General features: G+C 40.2%; 22 protein-coding genes. 19 read left to right on the forward strand and 3 right to left on the reverse strand.

What is annotated here, in order from left to right; genetic code table 11:
• Positions 1 to 557: 557 nt before the first annotated feature.
• The 17 genes from SINDD18_RS09480 (at position 558) to SINDD18_RS09560 (ending at position 18,507) form a co-directional block, all read left to right on the forward strand.
• The gene (locus SINDD18_RS09480; RefSeq protein ID WP_061863936.1) at positions 558 to 980 is read left to right on the forward strand and encodes an RbsD/FucU family protein; all 423 of its coding nucleotides are present in this window, start codon (positions 558 to 560) and stop codon (positions 978 to 980) included.
• 142 nt (positions 981 to 1,122) lie between these two features.
• The gene (locus SINDD18_RS09485) at positions 1,123 to 2,274 is read left to right on the forward strand and encodes an iron-containing alcohol dehydrogenase (RefSeq protein WP_061863937.1); all 1,152 of its coding nucleotides are present in this window, start codon (positions 1,123 to 1,125) and stop codon (positions 2,272 to 2,274) included.
• Positions 2,275 to 2,460: 186 nt separating this feature from the next.
• On the forward strand, positions 2,461 to 3,732 hold the full coding sequence (locus tag SINDD18_RS09490) for a glycosyltransferase (RefSeq protein ID WP_061863938.1): 1,272 nt from the start codon (positions 2,461 to 2,463) through the stop codon (positions 3,730 to 3,732).
• Positions 3,732 to 4,712, forward strand: coding sequence for an NAD-dependent epimerase/dehydratase family protein (locus SINDD18_RS09495; RefSeq protein ID WP_061863939.1), 981 nt, complete (start codon positions 3,732 to 3,734; stop codon positions 4,710 to 4,712). The genes SINDD18_RS09490 and SINDD18_RS09495 overlap by 1 nt, the downstream gene beginning before the upstream one ends.
• Complete coding sequence (locus SINDD18_RS09500; RefSeq protein ID WP_061863940.1) at positions 4,687 to 5,502, forward strand: MBL fold metallo-hydrolase; 816 nt, start codon at positions 4,687 to 4,689, stop codon at positions 5,500 to 5,502. The genes SINDD18_RS09495 and SINDD18_RS09500 overlap by 26 nt, the downstream gene beginning before the upstream one ends.
• Positions 5,480 to 6,742, forward strand: coding sequence for a F390 synthetase-related protein (locus tag SINDD18_RS09505; protein ID WP_061863941.1), 1,263 nt, complete (start codon positions 5,480 to 5,482; stop codon positions 6,740 to 6,742). Before SINDD18_RS09500 ends, SINDD18_RS09505 begins: the two co-directional genes overlap by 23 nt.
• 14 nt (positions 6,743 to 6,756) lie before the next feature.
• Entirely contained in the window at positions 6,757 to 7,701 is a 945-nt protein-coding gene (locus SINDD18_RS09510) for a 3-oxoacyl-[acyl-carrier-protein] synthase III C-terminal domain-containing protein (RefSeq protein WP_061863942.1), read from the forward strand.
• Between the two features lie 172 nt (positions 7,702 to 7,873).
• A complete protein-coding gene (cls, locus tag SINDD18_RS09515) occupies positions 7,874 to 9,406 on the forward strand; it encodes a cardiolipin synthase (protein WP_061863943.1) in 1,533 nt (510 codons plus the stop codon).
• Between the two features lie 441 nt (positions 9,407 to 9,847).
• Positions 9,848 to 10,138, forward strand: coding sequence for a thiamine-binding protein (locus tag SINDD18_RS09520; RefSeq protein WP_061863944.1), 291 nt, complete (start codon positions 9,848 to 9,850; stop codon positions 10,136 to 10,138).
• A complete protein-coding gene (locus tag SINDD18_RS09525) occupies positions 10,101 to 10,859 on the forward strand; it encodes an ABC transporter permease (protein ID WP_061863945.1) in 759 nt (252 codons plus the stop codon). Before SINDD18_RS09520 ends, SINDD18_RS09525 begins: the two co-directional genes overlap by 38 nt.
• A gap of 36 nt (positions 10,860 to 10,895) precedes the next feature.
• Positions 10,896 to 11,903 carry an ABC transporter substrate-binding protein gene (locus SINDD18_RS09530; RefSeq protein ID WP_061863946.1) on the forward strand — a complete coding sequence of 336 codons (1,008 nt, stop codon included), beginning with the start codon at positions 10,896 to 10,898 and terminating at the stop codon, positions 11,901 to 11,903.
• Positions 11,903 to 12,631, forward strand: coding sequence for an ABC transporter ATP-binding protein (locus SINDD18_RS09535; protein ID WP_061863947.1), 729 nt, complete (start codon positions 11,903 to 11,905; stop codon positions 12,629 to 12,631). The genes SINDD18_RS09530 and SINDD18_RS09535 overlap by 1 nt, the downstream gene beginning before the upstream one ends.
• A gap of 117 nt (positions 12,632 to 12,748) precedes the next feature.
• Positions 12,749 to 13,207 (forward strand): CtsR family transcriptional regulator, encoded by a 459-nt coding sequence (locus SINDD18_RS09540; protein ID WP_049529886.1) that lies wholly within the window; start codon positions 12,749 to 12,751, stop codon positions 13,205 to 13,207.
• 6 nt (positions 13,208 to 13,213) lie between these two features.
• Complete coding sequence (locus tag SINDD18_RS09545) at positions 13,214 to 15,646, forward strand: ATP-dependent Clp protease ATP-binding subunit (RefSeq protein WP_061863948.1); 2,433 nt, start codon at positions 13,214 to 13,216, stop codon at positions 15,644 to 15,646.
• 241 nt (positions 15,647 to 15,887) lie between these two features.
• Positions 15,888 to 16,946: an AAA family ATPase gene (locus tag SINDD18_RS09550; RefSeq protein ID WP_061863949.1), complete on the forward strand. Its 1,059-nt coding sequence runs from the start codon at positions 15,888 to 15,890 to the stop codon at positions 16,944 to 16,946.
• Positions 16,947 to 16,955: 9 nt separating this feature from the next.
• Positions 16,956 to 17,732, forward strand: coding sequence for a nicotinamide riboside transporter PnuC (gene pnuC / locus SINDD18_RS09555; protein WP_061863950.1), 777 nt, complete (start codon positions 16,956 to 16,958; stop codon positions 17,730 to 17,732).
• Between the two features lie 28 nt (positions 17,733 to 17,760).
• Entirely contained in the window at positions 17,761 to 18,507 is a 747-nt protein-coding gene (locus SINDD18_RS09560) for an NUDIX hydrolase (protein ID WP_061863994.1), read from the forward strand.
• A gap of 201 nt (positions 18,508 to 18,708) precedes the next feature.
• Here the strand turns inward: SINDD18_RS09560 and SINDD18_RS09565 are convergent, their stop codons facing one another.
• Complete coding sequence (locus tag SINDD18_RS09565; protein WP_061863951.1) at positions 18,709 to 18,939, reverse strand: hypothetical protein; 231 nt, start codon at positions 18,937 to 18,939, stop codon at positions 18,709 to 18,711.
• Between the two features lie 281 nt (positions 18,940 to 19,220).
• Here SINDD18_RS09565 and SINDD18_RS09570 point away from each other — a divergent pair, with 281 nt between their 5' ends.
• Together SINDD18_RS09570 and SINDD18_RS09575 are read left to right on the forward strand one after the other, a co-directional pair.
• Positions 19,221 to 19,913: a hypothetical protein gene (locus SINDD18_RS09570; RefSeq protein WP_049508072.1), complete on the forward strand. Its 693-nt coding sequence runs from the start codon at positions 19,221 to 19,223 to the stop codon at positions 19,911 to 19,913.
• A gap of 211 nt (positions 19,914 to 20,124) precedes the next feature.
• Positions 20,125 to 20,811, forward strand: coding sequence for a YoaK family protein (locus SINDD18_RS09575; RefSeq protein ID WP_061863952.1), 687 nt, complete (start codon positions 20,125 to 20,127; stop codon positions 20,809 to 20,811).
• Positions 20,812 to 20,825: 14 nt separating this feature from the next.
• Here the strand turns inward: SINDD18_RS09575 and dusB are convergent, their stop codons facing one another.
• Positions 20,826 to 21,839 (reverse strand): tRNA dihydrouridine synthase DusB, encoded by a 1,014-nt coding sequence (gene dusB, locus SINDD18_RS09580; RefSeq protein ID WP_061863953.1) that lies wholly within the window; start codon positions 21,837 to 21,839, stop codon positions 20,826 to 20,828.
• Positions 21,826 to 22,698 (reverse strand): Hsp33 family molecular chaperone HslO, encoded by an 873-nt coding sequence (gene hslO, locus SINDD18_RS09585; protein ID WP_061863954.1) that lies wholly within the window; start codon positions 22,696 to 22,698, stop codon positions 21,826 to 21,828. The genes dusB and hslO overlap by 14 nt, the downstream gene beginning before the upstream one ends.
• Between the last annotated feature and the right edge of the window lie 316 nt (positions 22,699 to 23,014).

Here is a 23,014-nt window from a genome sequence, read left to right on the forward strand (position 1 = left end):
TTACAAGAGTAAGAACACTAGTTGTTCTTTTTTTTATTTATTATAAATCTTTTTTCACTGTGTCAACTGCTGTAGAATGATGAAAAAATTTCTATTTGAAAGAGTTTAATCGGGTCCTCTCCTTTTTGATATTTTAGCAATGGATAAAACAACTTTTTGAATTATGGACTCTATTTTTGTCGTATTATTATTAACTCTTGAATAGTCATTAACTGTATTAGGAACACAAAATTTTAGTAAGAAATAAAATATATCACCGATTCAATCATAATGGGTTGAATCGGTGATTTTTACATAAGGAAAAAATATGTATCTTGTTAAATACTCGTTTTAGTATGAAAGGAATTATACACTTTAGTTTTAATTATAGTCTTACCAAAGAATCTCGCATAAATGTTTTGTCTCAATTGTTGACTTTGGAAATTGTTCAATAAAGAGAGGAAGCACAAAACCTCATTCGACAATCAGAATTACTGAAAAGTTATGCAGTAGAAGATTTGGATAATGTCGAAACTAGTCAACGGTTTTTCAAGTCATTAGTGGAGAAGGGGGAGTAAATGTTAAAGAATATTCCTAAAATTATTAGCCCAGAGCTAGTTAAGTATCTAATGGAGATGGGACATGGAGATGAGCTAGTCATAGCTGATGCTAATTTCCCAGCTCACAGGATCGGACAACGTGTTGTTCGTTGTGATGGTCATGGAGTTCCTGTGATCTTGGATGCTATCTTGCAACTACTACCTCTCGATACATACAGTGACTATCAAGCAGGCCTTATGCAGGTTGTACCAGGAGATCCAACAATTCCAGTTATTTGGGATGAATATAAAGCCTTACTTGGAAAGTATCATACAGGTGCATCTATCAAAGAGTTTGAACGTTTTGAATTTTACGATCAGGCAGAGAAAGCTTATTTAGTGATTCAAACTGGAGAAAGTGCTCTTTATGGAAATATTATCCTGAAAAAAGGCGTTTTGTAAAAAAATAAGAGGGATGTGGGGCTTCCCACTCCCTTCCTTTGCGATATATTTGTTAAAAAAATCACAAATATTTGAAAATGTAGAAAATATATTATATAATTAACCTAAATATAAAGCGTGAAACACGCAAGGAGGAAAAAATATGGCAACATTTTACGTTCCAGCAGTTAACCTTATTGGCAAAGGTGTGGTAAATGAAGTTGGGCCTTATGTTAAGGAGTTGGGCTATACTAAAGCTCTTTTGGTGACAGATAAGTATATCGAATCAAGTGATATATTGTCAAAAATTTTAAAACCTTTAGATGATGAAGGGATTGCTTACGTTATCTTTAGTGATGTTGAACCGAACCCTACTTGTAAAAATGTCATGGATGGGGTCGCTGCTTTGAAAGAGCATAACTGTGACTTTATCATCTCTGTCGGTGGTGGCTCTCCACAGGATGCAGCTAGCTGTATTTCTGTAATCGCTACTAATGGCGGTAAGCCACAGGATTATGAAGGTTTGCATAAGTCTGCTCAAAAAGGCCTTCCTGTTGTAGCTATTAATACTACTGCAGGTACATCAGCAGAAATTACTATCAACTACGTTATCACTGATGAAGAACGTAAGGTTAAAATGGTAATGGTTGATAAGAATAGTCTTGCTCTTATCTCTGTTAATGACCCTGAATTGATGGTTTCAAAACCTCAAGCTTTGACTGCTGCTACTGGTATGGATGCTCTTACTCACGCTGTTGAAGCTTTGGTAACACCAGGTGCTTATGATGTGACTAAGAAACTCTCTATTGGAGCTATCGAGCTGATCAAAGAATATCTTCCACGTGCAGTAGAAAACGGACACGACATCGAAGCTCGTGAAGGTATGGTTAATGCCATCTTCCTTGGAGGAATGAGCTTTAACAATGCTGGACTCGGCTATGTTCACTCAATGGCTCACCAATTGGGTGCTGTCTATAACTTGCCTCATGGCGTTTGCTGTGCTATGCTTTTGCCAGTCGTTGAGCGTGAAAATGCCAAACGTGTACCTGTAGCCTTCCGTAATGTTGCTAAGGCCTTGGGTATGCAAATCGAAGGAAAATCAGATGAAGAATGTGCTGCTTATGCTATTTCTGAAATTGAAAAACTTTCTGAAACTGTCGGTATTCCTAAGAAATTGACAGAACTTGGTATCGAAGAAAAAGACTTTGACTTTGAATACCTTTCTAAGAATGCCTTGATTGATGCTTGTGCACCAGGTAATCCATTCATGCCAACTTTGGAAGAAACTATTGCTTTCTATAAGGAATTGTTCTAAGCAAAGCTCCTTTGGAAAATTTTTTAGGGATTGTAAATTTAAGATTCTTACATTAGGAATTCCTCCCGAATATTCAAATAATGTATTAGGAAACCAAATACTATTTCTATGATTTAAAACCAATAATATTTAAGAAGAACTATCCTTGTGATAGTTCTTTTTTGGAAAATTTGATATGCTAGGATTATGAAGAAAATCAAAATCGATGTTGTGATTGTTCCTTTAAGTGGACATTTGTATCCAACTATGAATTTATTACTACCTCTATTAGACAATCCTCAGTATGAGATTCGTTTATTTACAGGTCCTCAGAAAAAGGCTGTTGCAGAGGCGGTTGGTTTTCAAGTTCTTCCCATTTTAGAAGGACACGTAAAAGAATTTGAAAAAGCTGCTAACAATAAGGAGCAGTTAGGGATTTTTTCAGCCTATCGGCAGTTGTCTGCTAGTCTTGATTTGATTAACCTAGTTTCGGACCAATTAATCCAAGAATGGACAAATCATCGTCCGGATATTGTTATTGCTGATTTTATAACTCTGTCTGGTGGCCTTGTAGCTGAGCAGATGGGAATTCCGTGGATAACAACTATGGCGACCCAGTTTGCGATTGAGACGACAGAGGGACCTCCTTGTTTCTTTGGAGGTATGGGGGCTCCCCAGAATAGTTGGCAGGTTCTAGAACAGTTTCTTGGGAGAAAAATAACGCGTTTGGGAAAACGGATAGTAACTTTTTTATTACGAGACCGCTTAAGGCGTTATCATTTTAAACTTTACAATCAGAAAGGCCAAGAAACTATTTATTCTCCCTATTCTATCTTAGGTATTGGGATGAAAGAAGTGGAGTTGAAGAAAGGATTTCCAGAGCACTATTGCTGGGTAGGACCTTTTGGCGCTTCAGTTGAGGCTGTAGAGGATTATCCATTAGATTTATCGGCTTTTCCTAATCGCAAGAAGGTTTTGGTAACTTGTGGGACGCAACTAGCTTGGGCCAAAGATAATCTAATCTATCAAACTAAGCAACTAGCTAAAGTACATCCTGACTTTCACTTTTTTGTGACTCGTGGAGTTGGTGGACAACCTTTCAAGTGTGAGAATCTGATGGAGAATCTTTCCGTTGTTTCTTATCTTCCTTACAAGGAATACATTCCTCAGATGGACTATGTCATTCATCATGGTGGAGCAGGTATCTTTTATCAGTGCATTATTTATGGCAAACCTGCTCTGATATTGTCTCATGACTACGACCAATTTGATTATGCTGTTCGGGGTGTGGAAGCGGGTGTTGCTTATACAGCTAAAAGAGATAATAGCAAGGAGATTGGGCAGGCCTTTGATAGGCTATTGGCTAAAGAAAATTGGACAGAATTGGAGAATCTCCGCCAAGTCGCACAATCTTATCATCCGACAGAAATATTGGAAGGTGAAATCCACCGCCTGTTAGCAACTAAGGAGAAAGAGTGATGAAAAAAGTATTAGTTACAGGAGCCACTGGTTTTCTTGGAAAATATGTTGTTAAAGAACTAGTTGAGCATGGTTACCAAGTGCGAGCTTTTGGTAGAAACAGTAAGGTAGGTCGCTCCTTGGAAAATTCTTCGGTTAGTTTTTTTCAGGGTGATTTGACCAAAGCTGATGATGTGCTAGAGGCTTGCAAGGGGATGGATCTGGTCGTTCATGCGGGAGCCCTGTCAACAGTTTGGGGCCCTTGGGAAGATTTTTATCAGGCTAATGTTTTAGGAACCAAATATGTTCTCCAAGCTTGTCGCCAAGCTGGGATTCAGCGCTTAGTCTACGTATCCTCACCAAGTATTTATGCAGCACCTAAAGACCAACTTGGTATTAAAGAAACGGATGCTCCAGAGGAAAATAATCTCAATAACTATATCCGTAGTAAATTGGCTTCGGAGAAACTCTTTAAAGATTATCCAGATTTTCCGAGTATCATCTTGAGACCTCGGGGGCTTTTTGGGATTGGGGATACCAGTATTTTGCCACGTGTGATCAATCTTAGTCAAAAAATTGGAATTCCTTTGATTGGAGATGGGCGTCAGCTCATGGACATGACTTGTGTGGAAAATGTAGCTTTGGCAATTCGTTTAGCTTTGGAAGCTCCAGAAGCAAAAGGTGATATCTATAATATCACTAATGGCGAACCAAGGGCTTTTAGGGATTTGCTAGAGGAAAGTTTGACAGGTTTGGGTTACCCAATCAAATATAGAAAAATTCCAGCATCTCTCTTATCAGGAATTGCAAGTAGTTTAGAATTTATATACAAGATCTTGAACCTTAAAGGGGAGCCACCTCTAACTCGATATACCTATTATCTGCTTCGCTATAGTCAAACTTTGGATATTAGCAAGGCTGAGAGGAAATTGGGGTATCATCCGAAAATTAGTATTTCAGAAGGGATCGAACAATATGTCCAAGATTATCGAAAGCATTGAGTATTTCCCAGCCGGCTACTGTACTAGCTACGCGGGTTTGCTATTTAAGGGTGTCAAAAATAGAAAGATGACTTTCCCAGCAGGTGTCTTTTTAATTAAGCATAGAGAAAAGGGGTATCTGCTTTATGACACTGGTTATCACTATGATATTAAGAGAAAACTTCGTTATGGCTTGTACCGTCTAGGAACGCCTGTTCAAATGACGGACAAGGATCAGATTTTACATTTGCTGAAAGCTAAAGGAATGAAGCCAGAAGAAATTAACTATGTCTTGCTGTCTCATCTACATCCTGATCATCTGGGAGGGGCTAGCTTCTTTTCGAATGCAAATTTTATCCTGACCCAGGAAGTCTATGATGTTTACAAGAAACCAAAACTAAAAGATTTAATTTTTAAAGAATTTTTGCCGAGTGACTTCGAGGAAAGATTGACAGTCATCAAGGCAAATCAGCAAAATGCTAACTTTAAGTATCGCCCTACCATCGATCTTTTTGGAGACGGAAGTATCCTTGTAGCTTCTATTGATGGGCATGCTAAGGGGCAAGCTTGTCTCTTTATTCCAGATTATCATCTCTTTATCGCAGCAGATCTTTGTTGGGGAATAGACCTCTTACCTTACACCAAACAGATGCGCCTGATTCCTTCCTTGGTGCAGGACAACAAGGAAGCCTATATCAAGGGAACAGAGTTGCTGGAAGAGGTTTTAAAAGATGGCATAGAAGTACTAGTCAGCCATGACCCTGTAGAAAGGATTGAGCGGATCTTGTATGAAAAAAATAACCTTTCTTAAAACGTTTATCCAAACGCGTTGGCTTCATAATTTTAAGTCTCGAGAAGCTTTAGAAAACTATCAGAAGAAGCAACTGGCTGCCTATATGGACTTTCTCAAACGTGAGTCACCTTATTTTAAAAATGGTGTACCTAACGACTTTGACCATATGGATAAGGCTTTTATGATGACGCATTTCAATGAGCTTAATACTCAAGGTGTAGATCGAGACGAGGCCTTGGCTTTGGCTATCGAAAGTGAAAAGACCAGGAATTTTACAGAGCTCAAGGGAGAAATAGCTGTTGGGTTGTCTTCTGGAACATCTGGACACCGGGGACTCTTTATCACAACTGAAAAAGAGAGAAGTATGTGGGCAGCAGCTATCTTGGCAAAGATGTTGCCCAAGGGCCAACTTTTTGGGCACCGCATAGCCTTTTTCCTCAGAGCGGATAATGAACTCTATCAGACCATCAATACGGCACTTATTCGTTTAGAATACTTTGATATTTTCAAGAATACAGATGAGCATATAGAGCATCTCAATAGTTATCAACCGACCATTGTGGTAGCGCCTGCTTCTATGTTGATTGAATTGAGTAAGCGTCTAAAAGATGGGGAGTTAGTCATTTACCCACAAAAAATCGTTTCGGTGGCTGAAATCTTGGAAGATAGTGATAAAGAGCGAATTTTGAGCGCTTTTGAGTTGCCGATTATTGACCAAGTATATCAAGCAACGGAAGGTTTTCTAGCTTGTACTTGCTCTGCTGGGAATCTTCATCTCAATGAAGATATCATATTTGTAGAAAAGCACTACTTGGATGACCGGCGTTTTTATCCAGTGATTACGGACTTTAAGCGAAGCAGTCAGCCTGTTTATCGCTACCAGCTCAATGATATTCTAGTTGAAAATCCTGAACCTTGTCCATGCGGATCTCATTACACAAGGATTGACAAGGTCGAAGGTCGCTCTGATGACATCTTCTACTTTGAAGGACAGGACGGGGGTCGAATAACGATTTATCCTGACTTTATCAGACGTTGTATTCTCTTTGTGGAGAATGTCGGAGACTACCAAGTCAAACAACATTCTGAGAAGTTAGTGGAAGTCTGTCTGAGTCGAAGAGGTGAGCAAGTTGAAACAGCGATTACAGAGCAGTTTCGACTCTTGGCGCAACAAAAAGAGTTTAAAGAACCTGAAATACAATTTTCGGATTATCACTGGGATACAAGTCGTAAGCTCAAACGTATCCAACGTTTATGAAAGGACAAAAAATTATGACGGAAGTAAAAAGACATGTAGAAATTGCAGGTTATGGAGTCTGCCTTCCAAAAAATACGGTGCAATTTAAAGACCAGACCCGTCATCGTGTGGTTGAAAATGAAGAAACGCAACTAGATTTGGCAGAAGCAGCTATCCAAGCTGCACTTGAAAATGCAAATTTGAGTATGAAAGACATTGATTGCCTGGTATCAGCTAGTGCGGTTGGTGTTCAGCCGATTCCTTGTACGGCAGCTTTGATTCATGAACGTGTGGCAAAAGGGCTCTCTATCCCAGCTATGGATATCAATACGACTTGTACAAGTTTTATCTCTGCTTTATCAACCATGTCACATTTGATTGAAGCTGGGGAATACCGTCGTGTTTTGATTGTATCTAGTGAAGTTGGTAGCTTGGGTCTTAATCAAAAGCAAAAAGAAAGTTTTGAACTCTTTAGTGATGGGGCAGCAGCCTTTATTTTCCAAAAAAGTAGTCAGGAAAAAGGAGTGATAGCAAGCCTTCAACGTACTTGGTCAGAGGGGGCTCACGATACAGAGATTCGTGGAGGCTTGACTTCTTATCAACCAAAAGAATACTCTGAAGAGACCAAGACAAATTTTATGTTTGATATGAAAGGCAAGAAAATTCTCTTGCTTTCTGCTCGTGTCATCCCAGAAATGTTCCAAGAATTCCAAGAGAAATCTGGTATTTCTAAAGATGCTGTAGACTATATTATTCCCCACCAAGCTAGTCGCGCTCTTCCTTTGGTCATGGGAAAACTGGGTGTAGACGAAGACAAATACCTTAATCTCGTTACGGATTATGGGAATATGGTTTCCGTTGCTGTACCTTTTGGCTTGGCCTATGCACTCGATCATGGCTATGTAAAAGAAGGAGATACCATCTTCTTGATGGGAACTGCAGCTGGTATGACGGTCAATATGTTGGCATTAAAATTGTAATATAAGAGCAGGCACATATAAGTGGCCTGCTTTTTATTGTTCACCTCAGTTGGAGAACTATCGGCCTAAACAGAAAAGACTTGCTAAGTTCTTCTAAACTAAGTATACTAGAAGGTAACAAGCGTTTTCAGACGTTAAATTAGGGAGTAGACTTAGAAATTGAGGGGGAGTTATGGGAACTAGAAAATTGCGACTATTGATGTCCAAGTATGGTTTTAGCATTGCGATAATTCTGATAGAATTATTTGTAGTTTTTGCAGTCATTCTTTACATGAGTCAGATTGCTCCATTTGTTTGGGTTACTCTTGTATTTCTTGTCAGTGTGGCAACTGTTTTAGCCATTGTTAATCGTTCCATGTCTCCTGAGAGCAAGGTGACTTGGTTGATTGTTACTTTTGTCCCTGTTTTTGGTCCCTTACTTTATATCATGTTTGGTGAGCGTCGGTTATCAAAAAAGGAATTCAAACAACTGCAGGAACTTCGTTCTATTGCATCTCATGAAAAGCGAGAGCATAGTCTTCATCAGATCCTACAAGAAACAGATAAATCGGCTTACGGTATTATCAATGCCTTGCTACATATGGATAGTAATGCAGAGGTTTATGACCATACAGACTCACAATTCTTTGCTAATGGAGAAGAAATGTGGCAACAGATGCTCGAGGATCTGAAGAGGGCTGAAAAATTTATTTTTCTAGAATACTACATTGTCGACGAAGGTTTGATGTGGGATAGTATGCTTGAAATTCTTGAAGAAAAAGCTGCTCAGGGAGTTGAGGTCAAGATGCTCTACGATGATATTGGTTGTATGGTGACCTTGCCTGGGGATTATACCGTTCATTTGCGTTCTAAAGGGATTGATGCTCATAAGTTTAATAAGGTGATTCCTCGTATGACAGTGGCCTATAATAACCGTGACCACCGTAAGATTTTGGTCATTGATGGGCAGATTGCCTATACTGGTGGGATCAACCTTTCCGACGAATACATCAACCAGATTGAACGTTTTGGACACTGGAAAGATAGTGGGATTCGGATAGATGGTCCGGCGACTCAAGCCTTTACCAGACTATTTCTCATGAACTGGTACATCAACCGTGGAGAAATTAGTGATTTTGATCAGTATCATTTGGAAAATCAGACACGACCAGGAGATGGTCTTTGTATCCCGTATGGAAGTGGCCCTAAGCCTATCTATAAAATGAAGGTGGGTAAAATCGTCTATCAAAATCTGATTAATCAAGCGGAAGATTTTGTCTATATCACCACGCCTTATCTCATTATTGATTATGATTTGACAGAGGATATAAAAAATGCAGCCATGCGAGGTGTAGATGTGAGAATTATAACTCCATTTATCCCAGATAAAAAGCTCATCCAGTTAGTAACTCGAGGGTCTTATCCTGATCTTTTGTCTGCTGGTGTACGTATCTATGAGTATACTCCTGGTTTTATCCATAGTAAGCAAATGATTGTTGATGATCGATTTGCGGTTGTTGGAACCATAAACCTTGATTATCGCAGCTTGGTTCACCACTATGAAAATGCAGTTTTATTGTATGAAACACCGTCCATTGCAACTATTCGTAATGATTTTGAAGAAATTTTTGAAGAGTCGCAAGAAATTTTTCCTGGAACAATCAAGCCTACTTGGTATCAAACATTAATCAAAGAAGTAGCTCAGTTATTTGCACCTATGCTTTAATTGAAAGAATTAACTGAGAATAGATGATTAGAGGAGAGGTTGGGACAAAAGTCCTAGCCTCTCAATTTTCTTTGGATTGTCGAGTAAGACGCAGTGGTTGAGTGGGCTCTACTACGCTGATTTCATCAGCTTTTACGGCCCTACTCAACTGTGCGGAGGTGGGACGATGAAATCGAATTCTAACGAATTACCGATTTCTGTCCCACTCTCTTTTCTGTAAGCAGTTTCCTTGACATCTTATTTTTTTTGCGTTATCATATGTCCATATAATATATGGGAGTCTGTGTACAGTCTGAGAGGAAGTGTTTAAACTTCGACCGCACCTGATCTGGGTAATGCCAGCGTAGGGAACGATACTTGGCCTAATTTTGCACCTTTTTCATATATGAAAGAGGTTTTTCTTTTTTTCAAAGAAAAACTGTAACTTAGAAGGAGGTTTGAATGAAAGCAAGCATTGCTTTACAAGTCCTGCCCCTGTCACAAGGGATTGACCGCATAGCTGTAATTGATCAAGTCATTGCTTATCTGCAAACTCAAGGAGTGACCATGGTGGTGACACCCTTTGAAACAGTTTTGGAGGGAGAATTTGATGAGCTTATGCGCATTCTCAAAGAAGCGCTAGAAGTGGCAGGTCAAGGAGCAGACAATGTTTTTGCCAATGTGAAAATAAATATAGGAGAGATTTTAAGCATCGATGAGAAACTTGAAAAGTATAATGAGACGGCATATTAGTCTGCTAGGAATTTTGGGTGTCTTATCTCTTTGGCAGGTGGCGGGATTCTTGAAACTCTTACCAAAGTTCATCCTACCGACGCCACTTGAAATCCTCCAGTCTTTTGTTCGTGATAGAGAATTTCTTTGGTACCATAGTTGGGCAACCTTGAGAGTAGCTTTGCTAGGTTTGGTGCTGGGTGTCTTGATAGCCTGTATCATGGCCGTCCTTATGGATAGTTTGGGATGGCTCAATGACCTGATTTACCCCATGATGGTAGTTGTCCAGACCATACCGACCATTGCCATAGCCCCTATCCTAGTTTTATGGTTGGGTTATGGAATTTTGCCCAAGATTGTTTTGATTATCTTGACGACTACTTTTCCTATCATCGTCAGTATTTTAGATGGTTTTAGGCATTGTGACAAGGACATGCTGACCTTGTTTAGTCTGATGCGAGCCAATCCTTGGCAAATCCTTTGGCATTTTAAGATCCCGGTTAGCCTGCCCTACTTTTATGCAGGTCTGAGGGTTAGTGTTTCCTACGCCTTTATCACAACAGTGGTATCTGAGTGGTTGGGAGGCTTTGAAGGACTAGGTGTCTATATGATTCAGTCCAAAAAACTGTTTCAGTATGATACCATGTTTGCGATTATTATTCTGGTATCACTGATCAGTCTTCTGGGTATGAAGCTAGTCGATATCAGTGAAAAATATGTGATTAAATGGAAACGTACTTAAAATAGAGCGTTTTGAAAAAGAAAAGAGGAAATAAGAATGAAGAAAACATGGAAAGTGTTTTTAACGATTGTAGCAGCTTTTGTAGCTATCGTGCTGGTGGCTTGTGGCCAAGGAACTGCTTCTAAGGACAACAAAGAGGCAGAACTTAAGAAGATTGACTTTATCTTAGACTGGACACCAAATACTAACCACACAGGGCTTTATGTTGCCAAGGAAAAAGGATATTTCAAGGAAGCTGGAGTGGACGTTGACTTGAAATTGCCACCAGAAGAGAGTTCATCAGACTTAGTTATCAATGGTAAGGCACCGTTTGCTATCTATTTCCAAGACTACATGGCTAAGAAATTGGAAAAAGGAGCAGGTATTACTGCTGTTGCAGCAATCGTTGAGCATAATACATCAGGGATCATCTCTCGTAAGTCTGACAATATCAACAGTCCAAAAGACTTGGTTGGTAAGAAATACGGAACCTGGAATGACCCAACTGAGCTTGCGATGTTGAAAACCTTGGTAGAATCTCAAGGTGGAGACTTTGAGAAGGTTGAAAAAGTACCAAACAACGATTCAAACTCGATCACACCGATTGCCAATGGCGTTTTTGATTCTGCTTGGATTTATTATGGTTGGGATGGAATCCTTGCTAAATCTCAAGGTGTAGATGCTAACTTTATGTATTTGAAAGACTATGTTAAAGAATTTGACTACTACTCACCAGTTATCATCGCTAACAATGATTATTTGAAAGATAATAAGGAAGAAGCTCGTAAAGTCATCCAAGCTATTAAAAAAGGCTACCAATATGCTATGGAGCACCCAGAAGAAGCTGCAGATATCCTGATCAAGAATGCCCCAGAACTCAAAGATAAGCGTGATTTTGTCATCGAATCTCAAAAATACTTGTCAAAAGAATATGCAAGCGACAAGGAAAAATGGGGACAATTTGATGCGGACCGCTGGAATGCCTTCTACAAATGGGATAAAGAAAATGGGATTCTCAAGGAAGACTTGACTGATAAAGGATTTACTAACGAATTTGTAAAATAATGACAGAAATTAGACTAGAACACGTAAGCTATGCCTACGATAATGAAAAGATTTTAGAGGATATCAACCTAGAGGTGACTTCAGGTGAAGTGGTCTCTATCCTAGGCCCCAGTGGTGTCGGAAAGACCACTCTATTTAACCTGATTGCAGGAATTTTAGAAGTCCAGTCTGGCCGAATCATTCTTGACGGTGAGGAAAATCCCAAGGGGCGCGTGAGCTATATGCTACAAAAGGATCTTCTCTTGGAACACAAGACGGTACTTGGTAATATCATCCTGCCCCTTTTGATTCAAAAAGTGGATAAGGCAGAAGCCATTGCCAAAGCAGATGAAATCCTTGCTACCTTTCAGTTGACGGCGGTACGGGACAAGTATCCTCATGAGCTTAGCGGAGGAATGCGTCAGCGCGTGGCCCTACTCCGTACCTACCTTTTCGGGCATAAGCTCTTTCTTCTAGACGAGGCCTTCAGCGCTTTGGATGAGATGACTAAGATGGAACTCCACGCCTGGTATCTGGAGATTCACAAACAGCTAGAGTTGACGACACTCATCATCACGCATAGTATCGAGGAGGCCCTCAATCTCAGTGATCGCATTTATATCTTGAAGAATAGACCTGGTCAGATCGTTTCTGAGATCAAACTAGATTGGTCTGAAGCCGAAGACAAGGAAGTTCAAAAAATTGCCTATAAACGCCAGATATTAGCGGAATTGGGTTTAAATAATTAGAAAGATAAGGAGTTGGTGAAGATTATATTTTACCAGCCCCTTTTTCTTTTAAAAAATTGAAAAATTCGGTATAATAGTCAAAGATAGTCAAGGTTTAAAGAGAGAGGTGGGTTTGTAATGAGATTTAAAAATACATCGGATCATATTGAGGCCTACATCAAGGCAATTTTAGATCAATCTGGTATTGTGGAGTTGCAACGGAGTCAGTTAGCAGATACTTTTCAGGTTGTTCCTAGTCAGATTAACTATGTGATCAAGACACGCTTTACGGAAAGTAGAGGCTACTTGGTTGAAAGTAAGCGAGGTGGCGGAGGTTATATTCGCATTGGTCGAATTGAATTTTCCAACCATCATGATATGCTTCGAGATTTACTGTATTCGGTAGGTGAAGAAGTTAGCATAGCTATCTTTGAAGATGTTTTAAGACTCTTGTTTGAGCAGGATTTGGTGACCCGTCAGGAGATGAATCTATTATTAGCGATGGCGACAGACCGAGTTTTAGGCGATGATGCCAATCTTATCCGTGCCAATATGCTTCGGCAGTTATTACAAGAGGTAGATAGAAAAGGAAAATAGAACTAAATGAAATATTCAAAAGCATTGAAAGAATGTATAGAAAGTGCCTTTCTGGTCGCCAGTCATTTTGGGGCAGAATACCTAGAGTCTTGGCACCTATTGATTGCTATGGCCAATCATAGTTACAGTGTAGCTGGGGCGACTTTAAACGAATTTCCATATGAGATTGATCGTCTGGAGGAAGTTGCTGTAGAGCTGACTGAAACAAAGTATAGCGATAAGGAAAATTATCAGGAGCTTCCTTTTTCCCACCGTTTGAAGGTATTGTTGTTGGAAGCAGAGCACGTTGCTTCTGTTGTGCATACCAAGGTATTGGGAACAGAGCACCTTCTTTATGCTATCTTACATGATGGCAATGCCTTAGCTACTCGAATTCTGGAAAAAGCGGGCTTTTCTTACGAAGATCAGAAGGATCAAGTCAAGATTGCTGGACTTCGTCGTAGTCTTGAAGCGCGTGCTGGTTGGACTAGAGAAGATTTGAAGGCCCTTCGCCAGCGTCATCGTACGGTAGCGGATAAGCAAAATTCCATGGCAAATATGATGGGCATGCCTCAAACTCCAAGTGGTGGTTTGGAAGATTATACGCATGACCTTACGGAGCAAGCTCGTTCAGGTAAATTGGAACCAGTCATCGGGCGCGACCAAGAAATCTCTCGTATGATTCAAATTCTGAGTCGAAAAACTAAAAACAATCCAGTTCTAGTTGGAGATGCGGGTGTTGGTAAAACCGCTCTAGCACTTGGCCTTGCGCAACGTATTGCCAACGGAAATGTACCTGATGAAATGGCTAAGATGCGTGTCCTAGAGCTTGATTTGATGAATGTGGTTGCGGGAACCCGTTTCCGTGGAGACTTTGAAGAACGTATGAACAATATCATCAAAGATATTGAGGAAGATGGTAAGGTCATCCTCTTTATCGATGAGCTTCATACTATTATGGGGTCTGGAAGTGGGATTGATTCGACTTTGGATGCGGCCAATATCCTGAAACCTGCCTTGGCACGTGGAACTCTGAGAACTGTCGGAGCGACTACTCAGGAAGAATACCAAAAACACATCGAAAAAGATGCTGCCCTTTCTCGTCGCTTTGCAAAAGTGATGATTGAAGAGCCGAGCGTGGCTGATAGTATGGCTATTTTGCAGGGCTTGAAAGCAACTTATGAGAAACACCACCATGTTCAAATTACAGATGATGCAGTAGAAACAGCTGTCAAAATGGCCCATCGCTATCTGACGAGTCGTCACTTGCCAGACTCAGCAATCGATCTTTTGGATGAAGCAGCAGCAACTGTCCAAAATAAATCGAAACACGCTAAAAAAGACGAGTCAGGTTTAACACCAGCTGATAAGGCCTTGATGGATGGAAAATGGAAGCAAGCAGCTCAACTCATTGCAAGAGAGCAGGAAGTTCCGGTCTATAAAGATCTAGTAAAAGAGTCTGATATTTTGACAACACTCAGTCGCTTGTCAGGTATTCCAGTTCAAAAATTGACACAAACGGATGCCAAGAAGTATCTCAATCTTGAAACTGAATTGCATAAACGGGTTATCGGGCAGGAACAAGCGGTATCTAGCATTAGTCGTGCCATTCGTCGTAATCAATCGGGTATCCGCAATAACAAACGTCCGATTGGATCCTTTATGTTCCTTGGACCGACAGGTGTTGGTAAAACTGAACTAGCCAAGGCTTTGGCAGAAGTTCTTTTTGATGATGAGTCTGCTCTTATCCGCTTTGACATGAGTGAATACATGGAGAAATTTGCGGCCAGTCGTCTTAATGGAGCTCCTCCGGGTTATGTAGGTTACGAAGAAGGTGGAGAATTGACCGAGAAGGTTCGTAACAAACCATACTCAGTCTTGCTCTTTGACGAGGTAGAAAAGGCCCACCCAGACATCTTTAATGTTCTCTTGCAGGTCTTAGACGATGGTGTCTTGACTGACAGTAAGGGTCGCAAGGTTGATTTCTCAAATACTATCATTATCATGACTTCAAACCTAGGTGCGACAGCTCTTCGTGATGACAAGACAGTCGGATTTGGAGCAAAGGATATTCGTTTTGACCAGGAAAATATGGAAAAACGGATCTTTGAAGAGTTGAAAAAAACTTATCGCCCAGAGTTCATCAACCGTATTGATGAAAAAGTTGTCTTCCATAGCCTATCAAGTCAAGATATGCAAGAAGTGGTTAAGATTATGGTCAAACCATTGATTGCGAGTCTCGCAGAAAAAGGAATTGACTTGAAACTTCAAGCTTCTGCCCTTAAACTTCTAGCTCAGAAGGGTTACGATCCAGAGATGGGAGCTCGTCCACTACGTAGAACTCTACAAACTGAAGTGGAGGACAAACTTGCAGAACTCCTTCTTAAAGGTGAATTGGAAGCTGGCAAGACACTGAAGATTGGGGTTAAAGCTGGTCAGTTAAAATTTGAGATTGTATAAAAATGTGAGGCTGGAACAGATTGTTTCAGCCTCTTTTTTTGGAAATTTGTTACTTAAATAAGCATTTGGATGTTGCATTTAGTTTAAAGGTTTTAAAAACGGATTTTTCCTAATCAAGTTTTGTATATCAAGTAAAAAATCCGATTATGTATTAATGTTTTTATAAAAAATAATAAAAAAGTGTTGACAAACATAGGTGAGTGGAGTATAATATAAAAAATTATAAAAAGATTGAAAAGACATGAAAAAGAAAATAGCAGTGGTTTTCGGAACCTTTGCTCCCTTACATCAGGGGCATATTGATTTAATCCAAAGAGCAAAACGTCAATGTGATGCTGTATGGGTGGTAGTTTCAGGTTATAAGGGAGATCGTGGTGAACAGGTGGGACTTACACTACAAAAGAGATTTCGCTATATTCGTGAAGCTTTTCGAGATGATGAGTTGACCTCTGTTTGTAAACTTGACGAAACTACTATCCCGCGCTATCCAATGGGCTGGCAGGAGTGGTTGAATCAGATGTTGCAGGCCATTTCCTATGATCAGACTGCTGAGGAGCTAATCTTTTTTGTAGGAGAGTCCGACTACCAAACAGAGCTTCATAAACGTGGTTTTCAAGCAGTTTTGCAGGAAAGAAAATTTGGAATTTCGGCTACCATGATTCGAGAAAATCCAAGTAAATATTGGAAATATATCGCTCAACCCTTCCGCCGACAGTTTACAAAGAAAGTGTTGATTATGGGAAGTGCGAGTAATGGGAAAACAACTCTAGCCAAGGATTTAGCTCGCTTCTATGATGCGCCAGTCAGTCTGGAGTATGCTCGTGAGTATCAGATAAAAAATAATGTCCGAGATGATGAGCTTACCCCAAAAGATTATTATTACCTTCTATTGGGGCAGTATGATCAAACTTCCAAGTTGATTGATAGCAATGCCAATCGAGGCCTAGTCATTGCAGATACCAACTCACTAGTAACCAAGGGATATTACGATTACTACATGGAAAACGAAGAGCAGGAGGACTTGTCCGGAGAGACCTTTGACAATCTCTTTGTTTCCATCTTAGCCAAGGAAAAGTGGGATTTAATCCTCTTTGTGCAACCTATCGGTTCTTATGTCAATGATGGTTTTCGAGACATGACCATGGCAGAAGACCATATCCGTCATAGTTTTTCTCAGCATTTGGATATGATGAGGGAGCAATATCTAGCCAATATCCCTCATGTTTATCTAGCTGATGACTATCTAGGAAATTATGAAGCAGCCAAAGTGGCTATCGATGCTATTTACCAAGCAGATTAGGAGAAAAAAATGAAAAAAATAGTAGAAAAAATCACACAATTTATCGAAAACTTTAAAAATGTTCACGCGGAAGCTCGTAAAATTGGTTTTGCAGGAGTTATGCGTTTACTTTGGAATGACCTCTTTGTGGGACGCAGTCTTTTCCAGTGGCTCTATTTGATTGTTTTATCAAGTGTTCCTCTTATTCTGGAGTTTACACAAAACACGGAAAGTCATGACTGGATTGGCCTCTTTGCCTCTTGGACAGGAATTGTCTGCGTTATCTTGGTAGCTGAAGGTCGAGCTAGTAACTATCTTTTTGGAGCTATTAACTCTGCAATCTACTTGGTCTTATCTATGAATGCTACTTTCTACGGCGAAGTTTTGACAACAGTTTATTTCTTTGTCATGCAGCCTATTGGTCTCTATGCTTGGTTGTCTAATCGGATCAATGAACAAGGAAAACCAGAGGAGTCTCACTTTGAAGCTAAGAAACTTGGTCTGGTTGATTGGCTCAAGTACTTGGCCTTGACAGCTCTCATCTGGATTGGCATGGGATTGGCTTACCAAAGTATCCATAGTGCTCGTCCATTCCGTGATAGTGTAACGGATGCGACCAATGGTGTTGGTCAGCTCTTGATGACACGTCTTTACCGTGAGCAATGGATTTTCTGGATTGCAACCAATCTCTTTAGTATTTATCTCTGGTGGGGTGAAAACATCCATATCCAAGGTATGTACTGGGTTTACACTCTCAATAGTCTAGTCGGTTGGTATCAATGGACTAAGGCTGTCAAGGAGGGATAAGGTGACTGAAACGATAACCCCAGCTGGAATGACAGAGAGAGAATATTTTGAGATTCATGCGACTGAGAAGGAATTTTTAGACTGGTACTGCAAACAGGAACTTCCTCAGTATGAAAAACCGAGCGTGACGGTGGATATGGTAGCTTATTGCTTTGTGGAAGGGAAAATCAAACTCTTGCTAATTCGTCGCAAGGCCCATCCTTATCAAAACTGTTTGGCTTTGGTTGGTGGTTTTATGGATAAGAGCGAAGATGCAAGACATGCTTGTCAGCGTGAAGTGAGAGAGGAGGTTAACCTTGACCTTCCTTTGGAAAAAATCGAACAGTTGATGACAGTATCTACTCCAGGTCGTGATCCGCGGGGCTGGACGGTTACTATCGCCCACTTGGTGTATCTACCTAGCCGCGCACTTGATCTCGTTCAAGCTGGTGATGATGCCAAAGATGTGGTTTTTGTCGATGTTGATTTTCAGACGGGCAAGTGCTTCCTAGAGGGACTAGAGCTGGGGGAGCAAGCCTTCGCCTTTGACCATTATGCCATTATCCAAGAGTCTATTAAACGAATCCAGGGGCGACTTGACTGGAATCCGACCTTTCTCTATCTGCTAGAGGAGGAATTCACTGTCTATGAAGGAACCGAATTAGTCAATCTCATCAACCCAGGACGACCAATCGTCAGCAATAACTTTCTCGTAAAATACGGTGAGTATGTAGAAGAAGTTGGGCTCAAACGAGTGCCTAAAAAGAAACCAAGAAAAACCTATCGATTAAAATAAAAAGATTGAGGACCGAAATCGATAGACCAAGTCTTGGTTTCCTAGTTTCAGTCCTAAGAAGTTTCAACAAATCCGATGACTGGTTGAGCTTGAGAATAGAGAAAATACAGCTTGTGTCAAAAGTCAATTCAGCTATCGTGTCAAAGGTTTATTATTCATAAAAAAGCGAGGTCGGGATTTTTCCCGACCTCTTTTTGACTACTAAGGATGTTTATCTTTCTTTGAACTGCTCATGATTCGAATGAATAAATCCTTGTATTTATATTTTAAATAGGTTTCGTGTAAATACAATAAAGCCACGTAGACAATCATGAAAATGGCAGTTAGGTAGAACAAATCAAATGTTGTTTGAGCGTAATGAGTAGCAACCCCATAAGAAGAGAAAGCACCAATAATCAACCAAGGAAGATATTTGTAATATTTCTTTGACATAAACCTACACCTCCAATATCCTATCTCATTTTTATTATAGCCCTTCAAGAAAAAAATGCAAGCGATTACACTTATAAAATATAGTATTCTCATAGGAAAAATTTCCCTGTTTTTTAAATTCTTTACGAATAAAAGATATAGGAGGGATAAGGAAATAAATGTACTAAAAAATAATTCTAAAAAATTTTAGATAAATAGTTGACAGATTCAAAAACAAACATTACAATAATGTTACAAAAATATTTCTTAACATTTCAAAAATGTTACAAAAGGAGCATAAAATGAAAAATAAAACTTCTATCAAATTAATGGCTGCAACTGTACTCGCTTCAACATTACTATTGGGGGCTTGTGGCAATAAGAAAGAGAATACTGCAAGTGATAGTTCTAGCAAGACAACACAAGCATCTTCTAGTTCTAAGGCAAGTTCTTCAAGTAAAGAGAACAAGACTCAGAAGTCCTCAAGTTCAGCTTCAACAGAAAAAGCTAAATCATCATCTTCTGATCAGTCAACGACTACTGCTAACCAATCGCAAGCAACACCAGCACCAGAAACAAAACAAAATCAAGAACCTTCTGCTAAGCAAACCCCTTCTCAAGCCCCATCCAATCAACAAGGAACACAAGCAAAATCGAATCAGTCAGCTTATGATCCAGCAACTGATCGCAAACTCCAAGACAAGCAAGCAGAGCACAACAAACGTTATAAAGGTGTCTTGACTATGGTAGACAAAGATTTTTCGGCTGCGGCTGGAAATTGGAAGGGTGCGAATGGTGAAACGATCACTGTTTCATCAGGTGGTCAATTTACAGTAGAATCTGCTGATGGCAAGAAAGAAAACTACTCTATCCAAAGCTATTCTTATACCCTTGATGATGGGAAATACAATGCTGAAGTAGGTGGTGGAAAAGTCATCCAAATTACAACAGGTGCAGATGGTACTGTTTCAAGTGTTACTTTGATTAAGCCATAGACTTCAGTACAGAAATAATTTGTTTAAAATTAGTTCAGTTGATGAGTACCTACAGCATTTGAAGTTGATAAGACGTCATAAATGAACTCCAGAGATGAGACTAACTTAGGAGTATATGTAATCATGTCTACCTGAACTGACCGTTTTTCACTTAGTTTCTCCGAGAGAAGTGGTATAATGAATGCATTAAAGGGAAACGAGTGATGAATCAATGACGGATAAATTAATTTTACCTCAAAACACACGGCTCATGGGAGTGTTTCTTGGCTTTATCGGTGGTTCTTTGGATGTATTCTGTCACATCCAGTACCATAGTTTGGTGGCGACACAGACAGGGAACATTCTCCTACTGATATCAGATTGGCACGACTCACATGTCATCAATACCATGTTGCGATTCTGCTCGATTATATTCTTTTCCCTAGGCTTTCTTTTTGCCTTACACATGAAAGAATATCGCAAAACAGCCTATTGGCGGGTTAAGATGCTGCTTCCCTTATTTATCGGGACCCTTGTTCTGCCCTTCTTTTCCCGCTTTCCTCTATTAGAAGTTCCTTTTATTGCTTTTGGAACTGGAATGATGATGCTAACATTTACGGGTAGTTTGATTGAAGATCATCCCTATGTCATTTTTATGACCTCTGGAAATTACCGAAAAATGTTGACTGCTTTGTATCGCATCGTTAGAGGAGAAGGAGATATTCAAGAATATCGTCGTCAAGCCTTGAACTATGGTATTGTTGTAGGTAGTTTCGTAGTGGGGGCCATTAGCTTGGCTGTATCTATGCATTTTTTCCATGAATGGTCTATTTGGATTGTCAGCTTTAATTTGTTGTTGATTATGGCATACTATATTGCTAGAGTGAAGCAGCTAGATTTGCAAGATGAAAATATATAAAAAAATGGCAGATCTCAATTTGAGATTTGTCCATTTTTTATTACGTTTATTGCTTTTTCTAACTGTAAGAGAGCTTCAATTTCTGCAAGTGTGCTTGCTTGTGAGATGGCTCCACGGAGTTTAGCAGCGCCAGATGTTCCACGGAGATAGTGAGGAGCTAGGCCACGGAATTCACGGACAGCAACCTTTTCTCCCTTGAGGTTAATCAAGCGTTTCAAATGCTCGTAGGCGATGTTCATCTTATCTTCGAAGGTCAAATCAGGCAGGATTTCTCCAGTTTCAAAGTAGTGATTGATTTGATTAAAGAGGTAAGGATTTCCCATAGCTGCGCGCCCAATCATAACGGCGTCAGCACCGACTTCCTCGATGCGTTGTTTAGCTTCTTGGACTGTGCGGATATCGCCGTTGGCGATAAATGGAATCTTGGTTAGAGCTTGTGCAACCTTATGAAGAGTCTCAAGGTCAGCGTGCCCAGTGTACATCTGTTCACGTGTACGTCCATGCATAGCGAGGGCAGAGACACCTGCCGCTTCGGCAGCAAGGGCATTCTCAACTGCTAGGGATGGGTCAGACCAGCCCGTACGCATTTTGACAGTGAGAGGGATATCAAGGACAGATTGGACCTTGTTGATGATAGAGTAAATCTTATCTGGGTCCTTGAGCCACATAGCCCCAGCTTCGTTTTTTACGATTTTATTAACTGGGCAACCCATGTTGATATCAACGATATCGGTCTTGGTGTTTTCTTGGATGAATTCTGCTGCGCGTGCTAGGCTGTCTTCATCACTACCAAAAAGTTGGATAGAGACTGGGTTTTCGCCTTCATCGATATGAAGCATGTGAAGAGTTTTTTCGTTGTTGTATTGGATTCCCTTGTCAGAGACCATTTCCATGACAACGAGTCCAGCTCCGAGTTCTTTTGCAATAGTACGGAAGGCTGAGTTGGTCACGCCGGCCATGGGGGCTAAAACGGTACGATTGGGAATCTCAACATTGCCAATCATAAAGGGTGTATTAAGATTTGTCACGAATGAGTTCCTCCAGGTCATTTTCATCGAAATTATAAGTAGTTTGGCAGAATTGACAAGTAATTTCTGCCCCGTGGTCTTCGTCCTTCATTTCCTGCAAGTCTGAGCTTGGAAGACTAGAAAGAGCCTTCATAAAACGTTCTTTGCTACAGTCACATTGGAAACGAATTTCTTCTTCAGACAGACGTTTGTATGGTTCGTCTCCGTAGATAGCCTTGAGAAGGGCTTCGATATGGTCGTCGCTTTCTAGAAGAGTCGAAATAGCTGGCATCTCTTGGATACGTTTTTCAAAGCGAGCAATCTCTTCTTCCTTGGCTTCTGGCAAAACTTGAACGAGGAAACCACCTGCGACTTTGACCTTGTCGTCTTCATCCAAAAGGACATTGAGGCCGACTGCAGAAGGGGTCTGTTGACTTTCTGTTAGGTAGAAAGCTAGATCTTCACCGATTTCTCCCGAGATGAGGGGAGTCATAGAGTTGTAAGGATTTCCAGTGCCGTAGTCTGTGATAACGAGGAATTGGCCATTACCAACAAAAGGTCCAACTAGGACTTCACCGGTTGCAGTTTTTTTGATATCAACGCCAGGATTTTGAACGTAGCCTTTGACATTCCCCTTGGTATCAGCGACGGTGATAATGGCCCCTAGAGAGCTAGTTCCCAGCACCTTAACTGTTAGTTTGGTATTTCCTTTTTCATTGGCGGCGAGAATCTGGCTAGCAATGAGGGTACGGCCGAGTGCCACAGTTGAGCTAGCTTGGGTTTGATGTTTTTCTTGAGCAGTGCGGACGGTTTCAGTGCTGTCTAGAACAAAAGCACGAAAAGATCCACTTTCTGATATTGTTTTTATAATTTTATCCATAGCTACTATTTTAGCATAAAAATGCCCAAAGGGGGAGTGGCGTGTTTGATGATTCTGAGGATTACTTGAGTCAAAAGGACAGAATACTTCACTAGTTCATTCATCAATCTTTTAGATTTTGAATTATAGTTATTGTGTGACTAATGATATCTCATCATTGGGATTTAGTACTAAGAATTATCTGTACCTTTTCAGGGAATTAGATAATAGAAGTATTTTTATAGTTTTTAAATTATGATATAATAGAAAAAATTAACTCGCTTGGGGATCTGCTAGGAGCTAATTCTAAAAAGATAAACCATGAGATGAGAAAAAG

Source organism: Streptococcus infantis (assembly GCF_001579645.1).
GTDB classification, from domain to species: domain Bacteria; phylum Bacillota; class Bacilli; order Lactobacillales; family Streptococcaceae; genus Streptococcus; species Streptococcus infantis_E.

What these genes read in the sequence shown, in the direction of transcription:
- SINDD18_RS09490 (WP_061863938.1), top strand. Translation starts at nt 2,461, where the DNA reads ATGAAGAAAATCAAAATCGATGTTGTGATTGTTCCTTTAAGTGGACAT.
- SINDD18_RS09525 (WP_061863945.1), top strand. Translation starts at nt 10,101, where the DNA reads ATGAGAAACTTGAAAAGTATAATGAGACGGCATATTAGTCTGCTAGGA.
- SINDD18_RS09545 (WP_061863948.1), top strand. Translation starts at nt 13,214, where the DNA reads ATGAAATATTCAAAAGCATTGAAAGAATGTATAGAAAGTGCCTTTCTG.
- SINDD18_RS09565 (WP_061863951.1), bottom strand. Translation starts at nt 18,939, where the DNA reads ATGTCAAAGAAATATTACAAATATCTTCCTTGGTTGATTATTGGTGCT.
- SINDD18_RS09560 (WP_061863994.1), top strand. Translation starts at nt 17,761, where the DNA reads ATGACAGAGAGAGAATATTTTGAGATTCATGCGACTGAGAAGGAATTT.
- cls (WP_061863943.1), top strand. Translation starts at nt 7,874, where the DNA reads ATGGGAACTAGAAAATTGCGACTATTGATGTCCAAGTATGGTTTTAGC.
- SINDD18_RS09505 (WP_061863941.1), top strand. Translation starts at nt 5,480, where the DNA reads ATGAAAAAAATAACCTTTCTTAAAACGTTTATCCAAACGCGTTGGCTT.
- SINDD18_RS09510 (WP_061863942.1), top strand. Translation starts at nt 6,757, where the DNA reads ATGACGGAAGTAAAAAGACATGTAGAAATTGCAGGTTATGGAGTCTGC.
- SINDD18_RS09550 (WP_061863949.1), top strand. Translation starts at nt 15,888, where the DNA reads ATGAAAAAGAAAATAGCAGTGGTTTTCGGAACCTTTGCTCCCTTACAT.
- SINDD18_RS09535 (WP_061863947.1), top strand. Translation starts at nt 11,903, where the DNA reads ATGACAGAAATTAGACTAGAACACGTAAGCTATGCCTACGATAATGAA.
- pnuC (WP_061863950.1), top strand. Translation starts at nt 16,956, where the DNA reads ATGAAAAAAATAGTAGAAAAAATCACACAATTTATCGAAAACTTTAAA.
- hslO (WP_061863954.1), bottom strand. Translation starts at nt 22,698, where the DNA reads ATGGATAAAATTATAAAAACAATATCAGAAAGTGGATCTTTTCGTGCT.
- SINDD18_RS09570 (WP_049508072.1), top strand. Translation starts at nt 19,221, where the DNA reads ATGAAAAATAAAACTTCTATCAAATTAATGGCTGCAACTGTACTCGCT.
- SINDD18_RS09540 (WP_049529886.1), top strand. Translation starts at nt 12,749, where the DNA reads ATGAGATTTAAAAATACATCGGATCATATTGAGGCCTACATCAAGGCA.
- SINDD18_RS09500 (WP_061863940.1), top strand. Translation starts at nt 4,687, where the DNA reads ATGTCCAAGATTATCGAAAGCATTGAGTATTTCCCAGCCGGCTACTGT.
- SINDD18_RS09495 (WP_061863939.1), top strand. Translation starts at nt 3,732, where the DNA reads ATGAAAAAAGTATTAGTTACAGGAGCCACTGGTTTTCTTGGAAAATAT.
- SINDD18_RS09480 (WP_061863936.1), top strand. Translation starts at nt 558, where the DNA reads ATGTTAAAGAATATTCCTAAAATTATTAGCCCAGAGCTAGTTAAGTAT.
- SINDD18_RS09485 (WP_061863937.1), top strand. Translation starts at nt 1,123, where the DNA reads ATGGCAACATTTTACGTTCCAGCAGTTAACCTTATTGGCAAAGGTGTG.
- SINDD18_RS09520 (WP_061863944.1), top strand. Translation starts at nt 9,848, where the DNA reads ATGAAAGCAAGCATTGCTTTACAAGTCCTGCCCCTGTCACAAGGGATT.
- SINDD18_RS09575 (WP_061863952.1), top strand. Translation starts at nt 20,125, where the DNA reads ATGACGGATAAATTAATTTTACCTCAAAACACACGGCTCATGGGAGTG.
- SINDD18_RS09530 (WP_061863946.1), top strand. Translation starts at nt 10,896, where the DNA reads ATGAAGAAAACATGGAAAGTGTTTTTAACGATTGTAGCAGCTTTTGTA.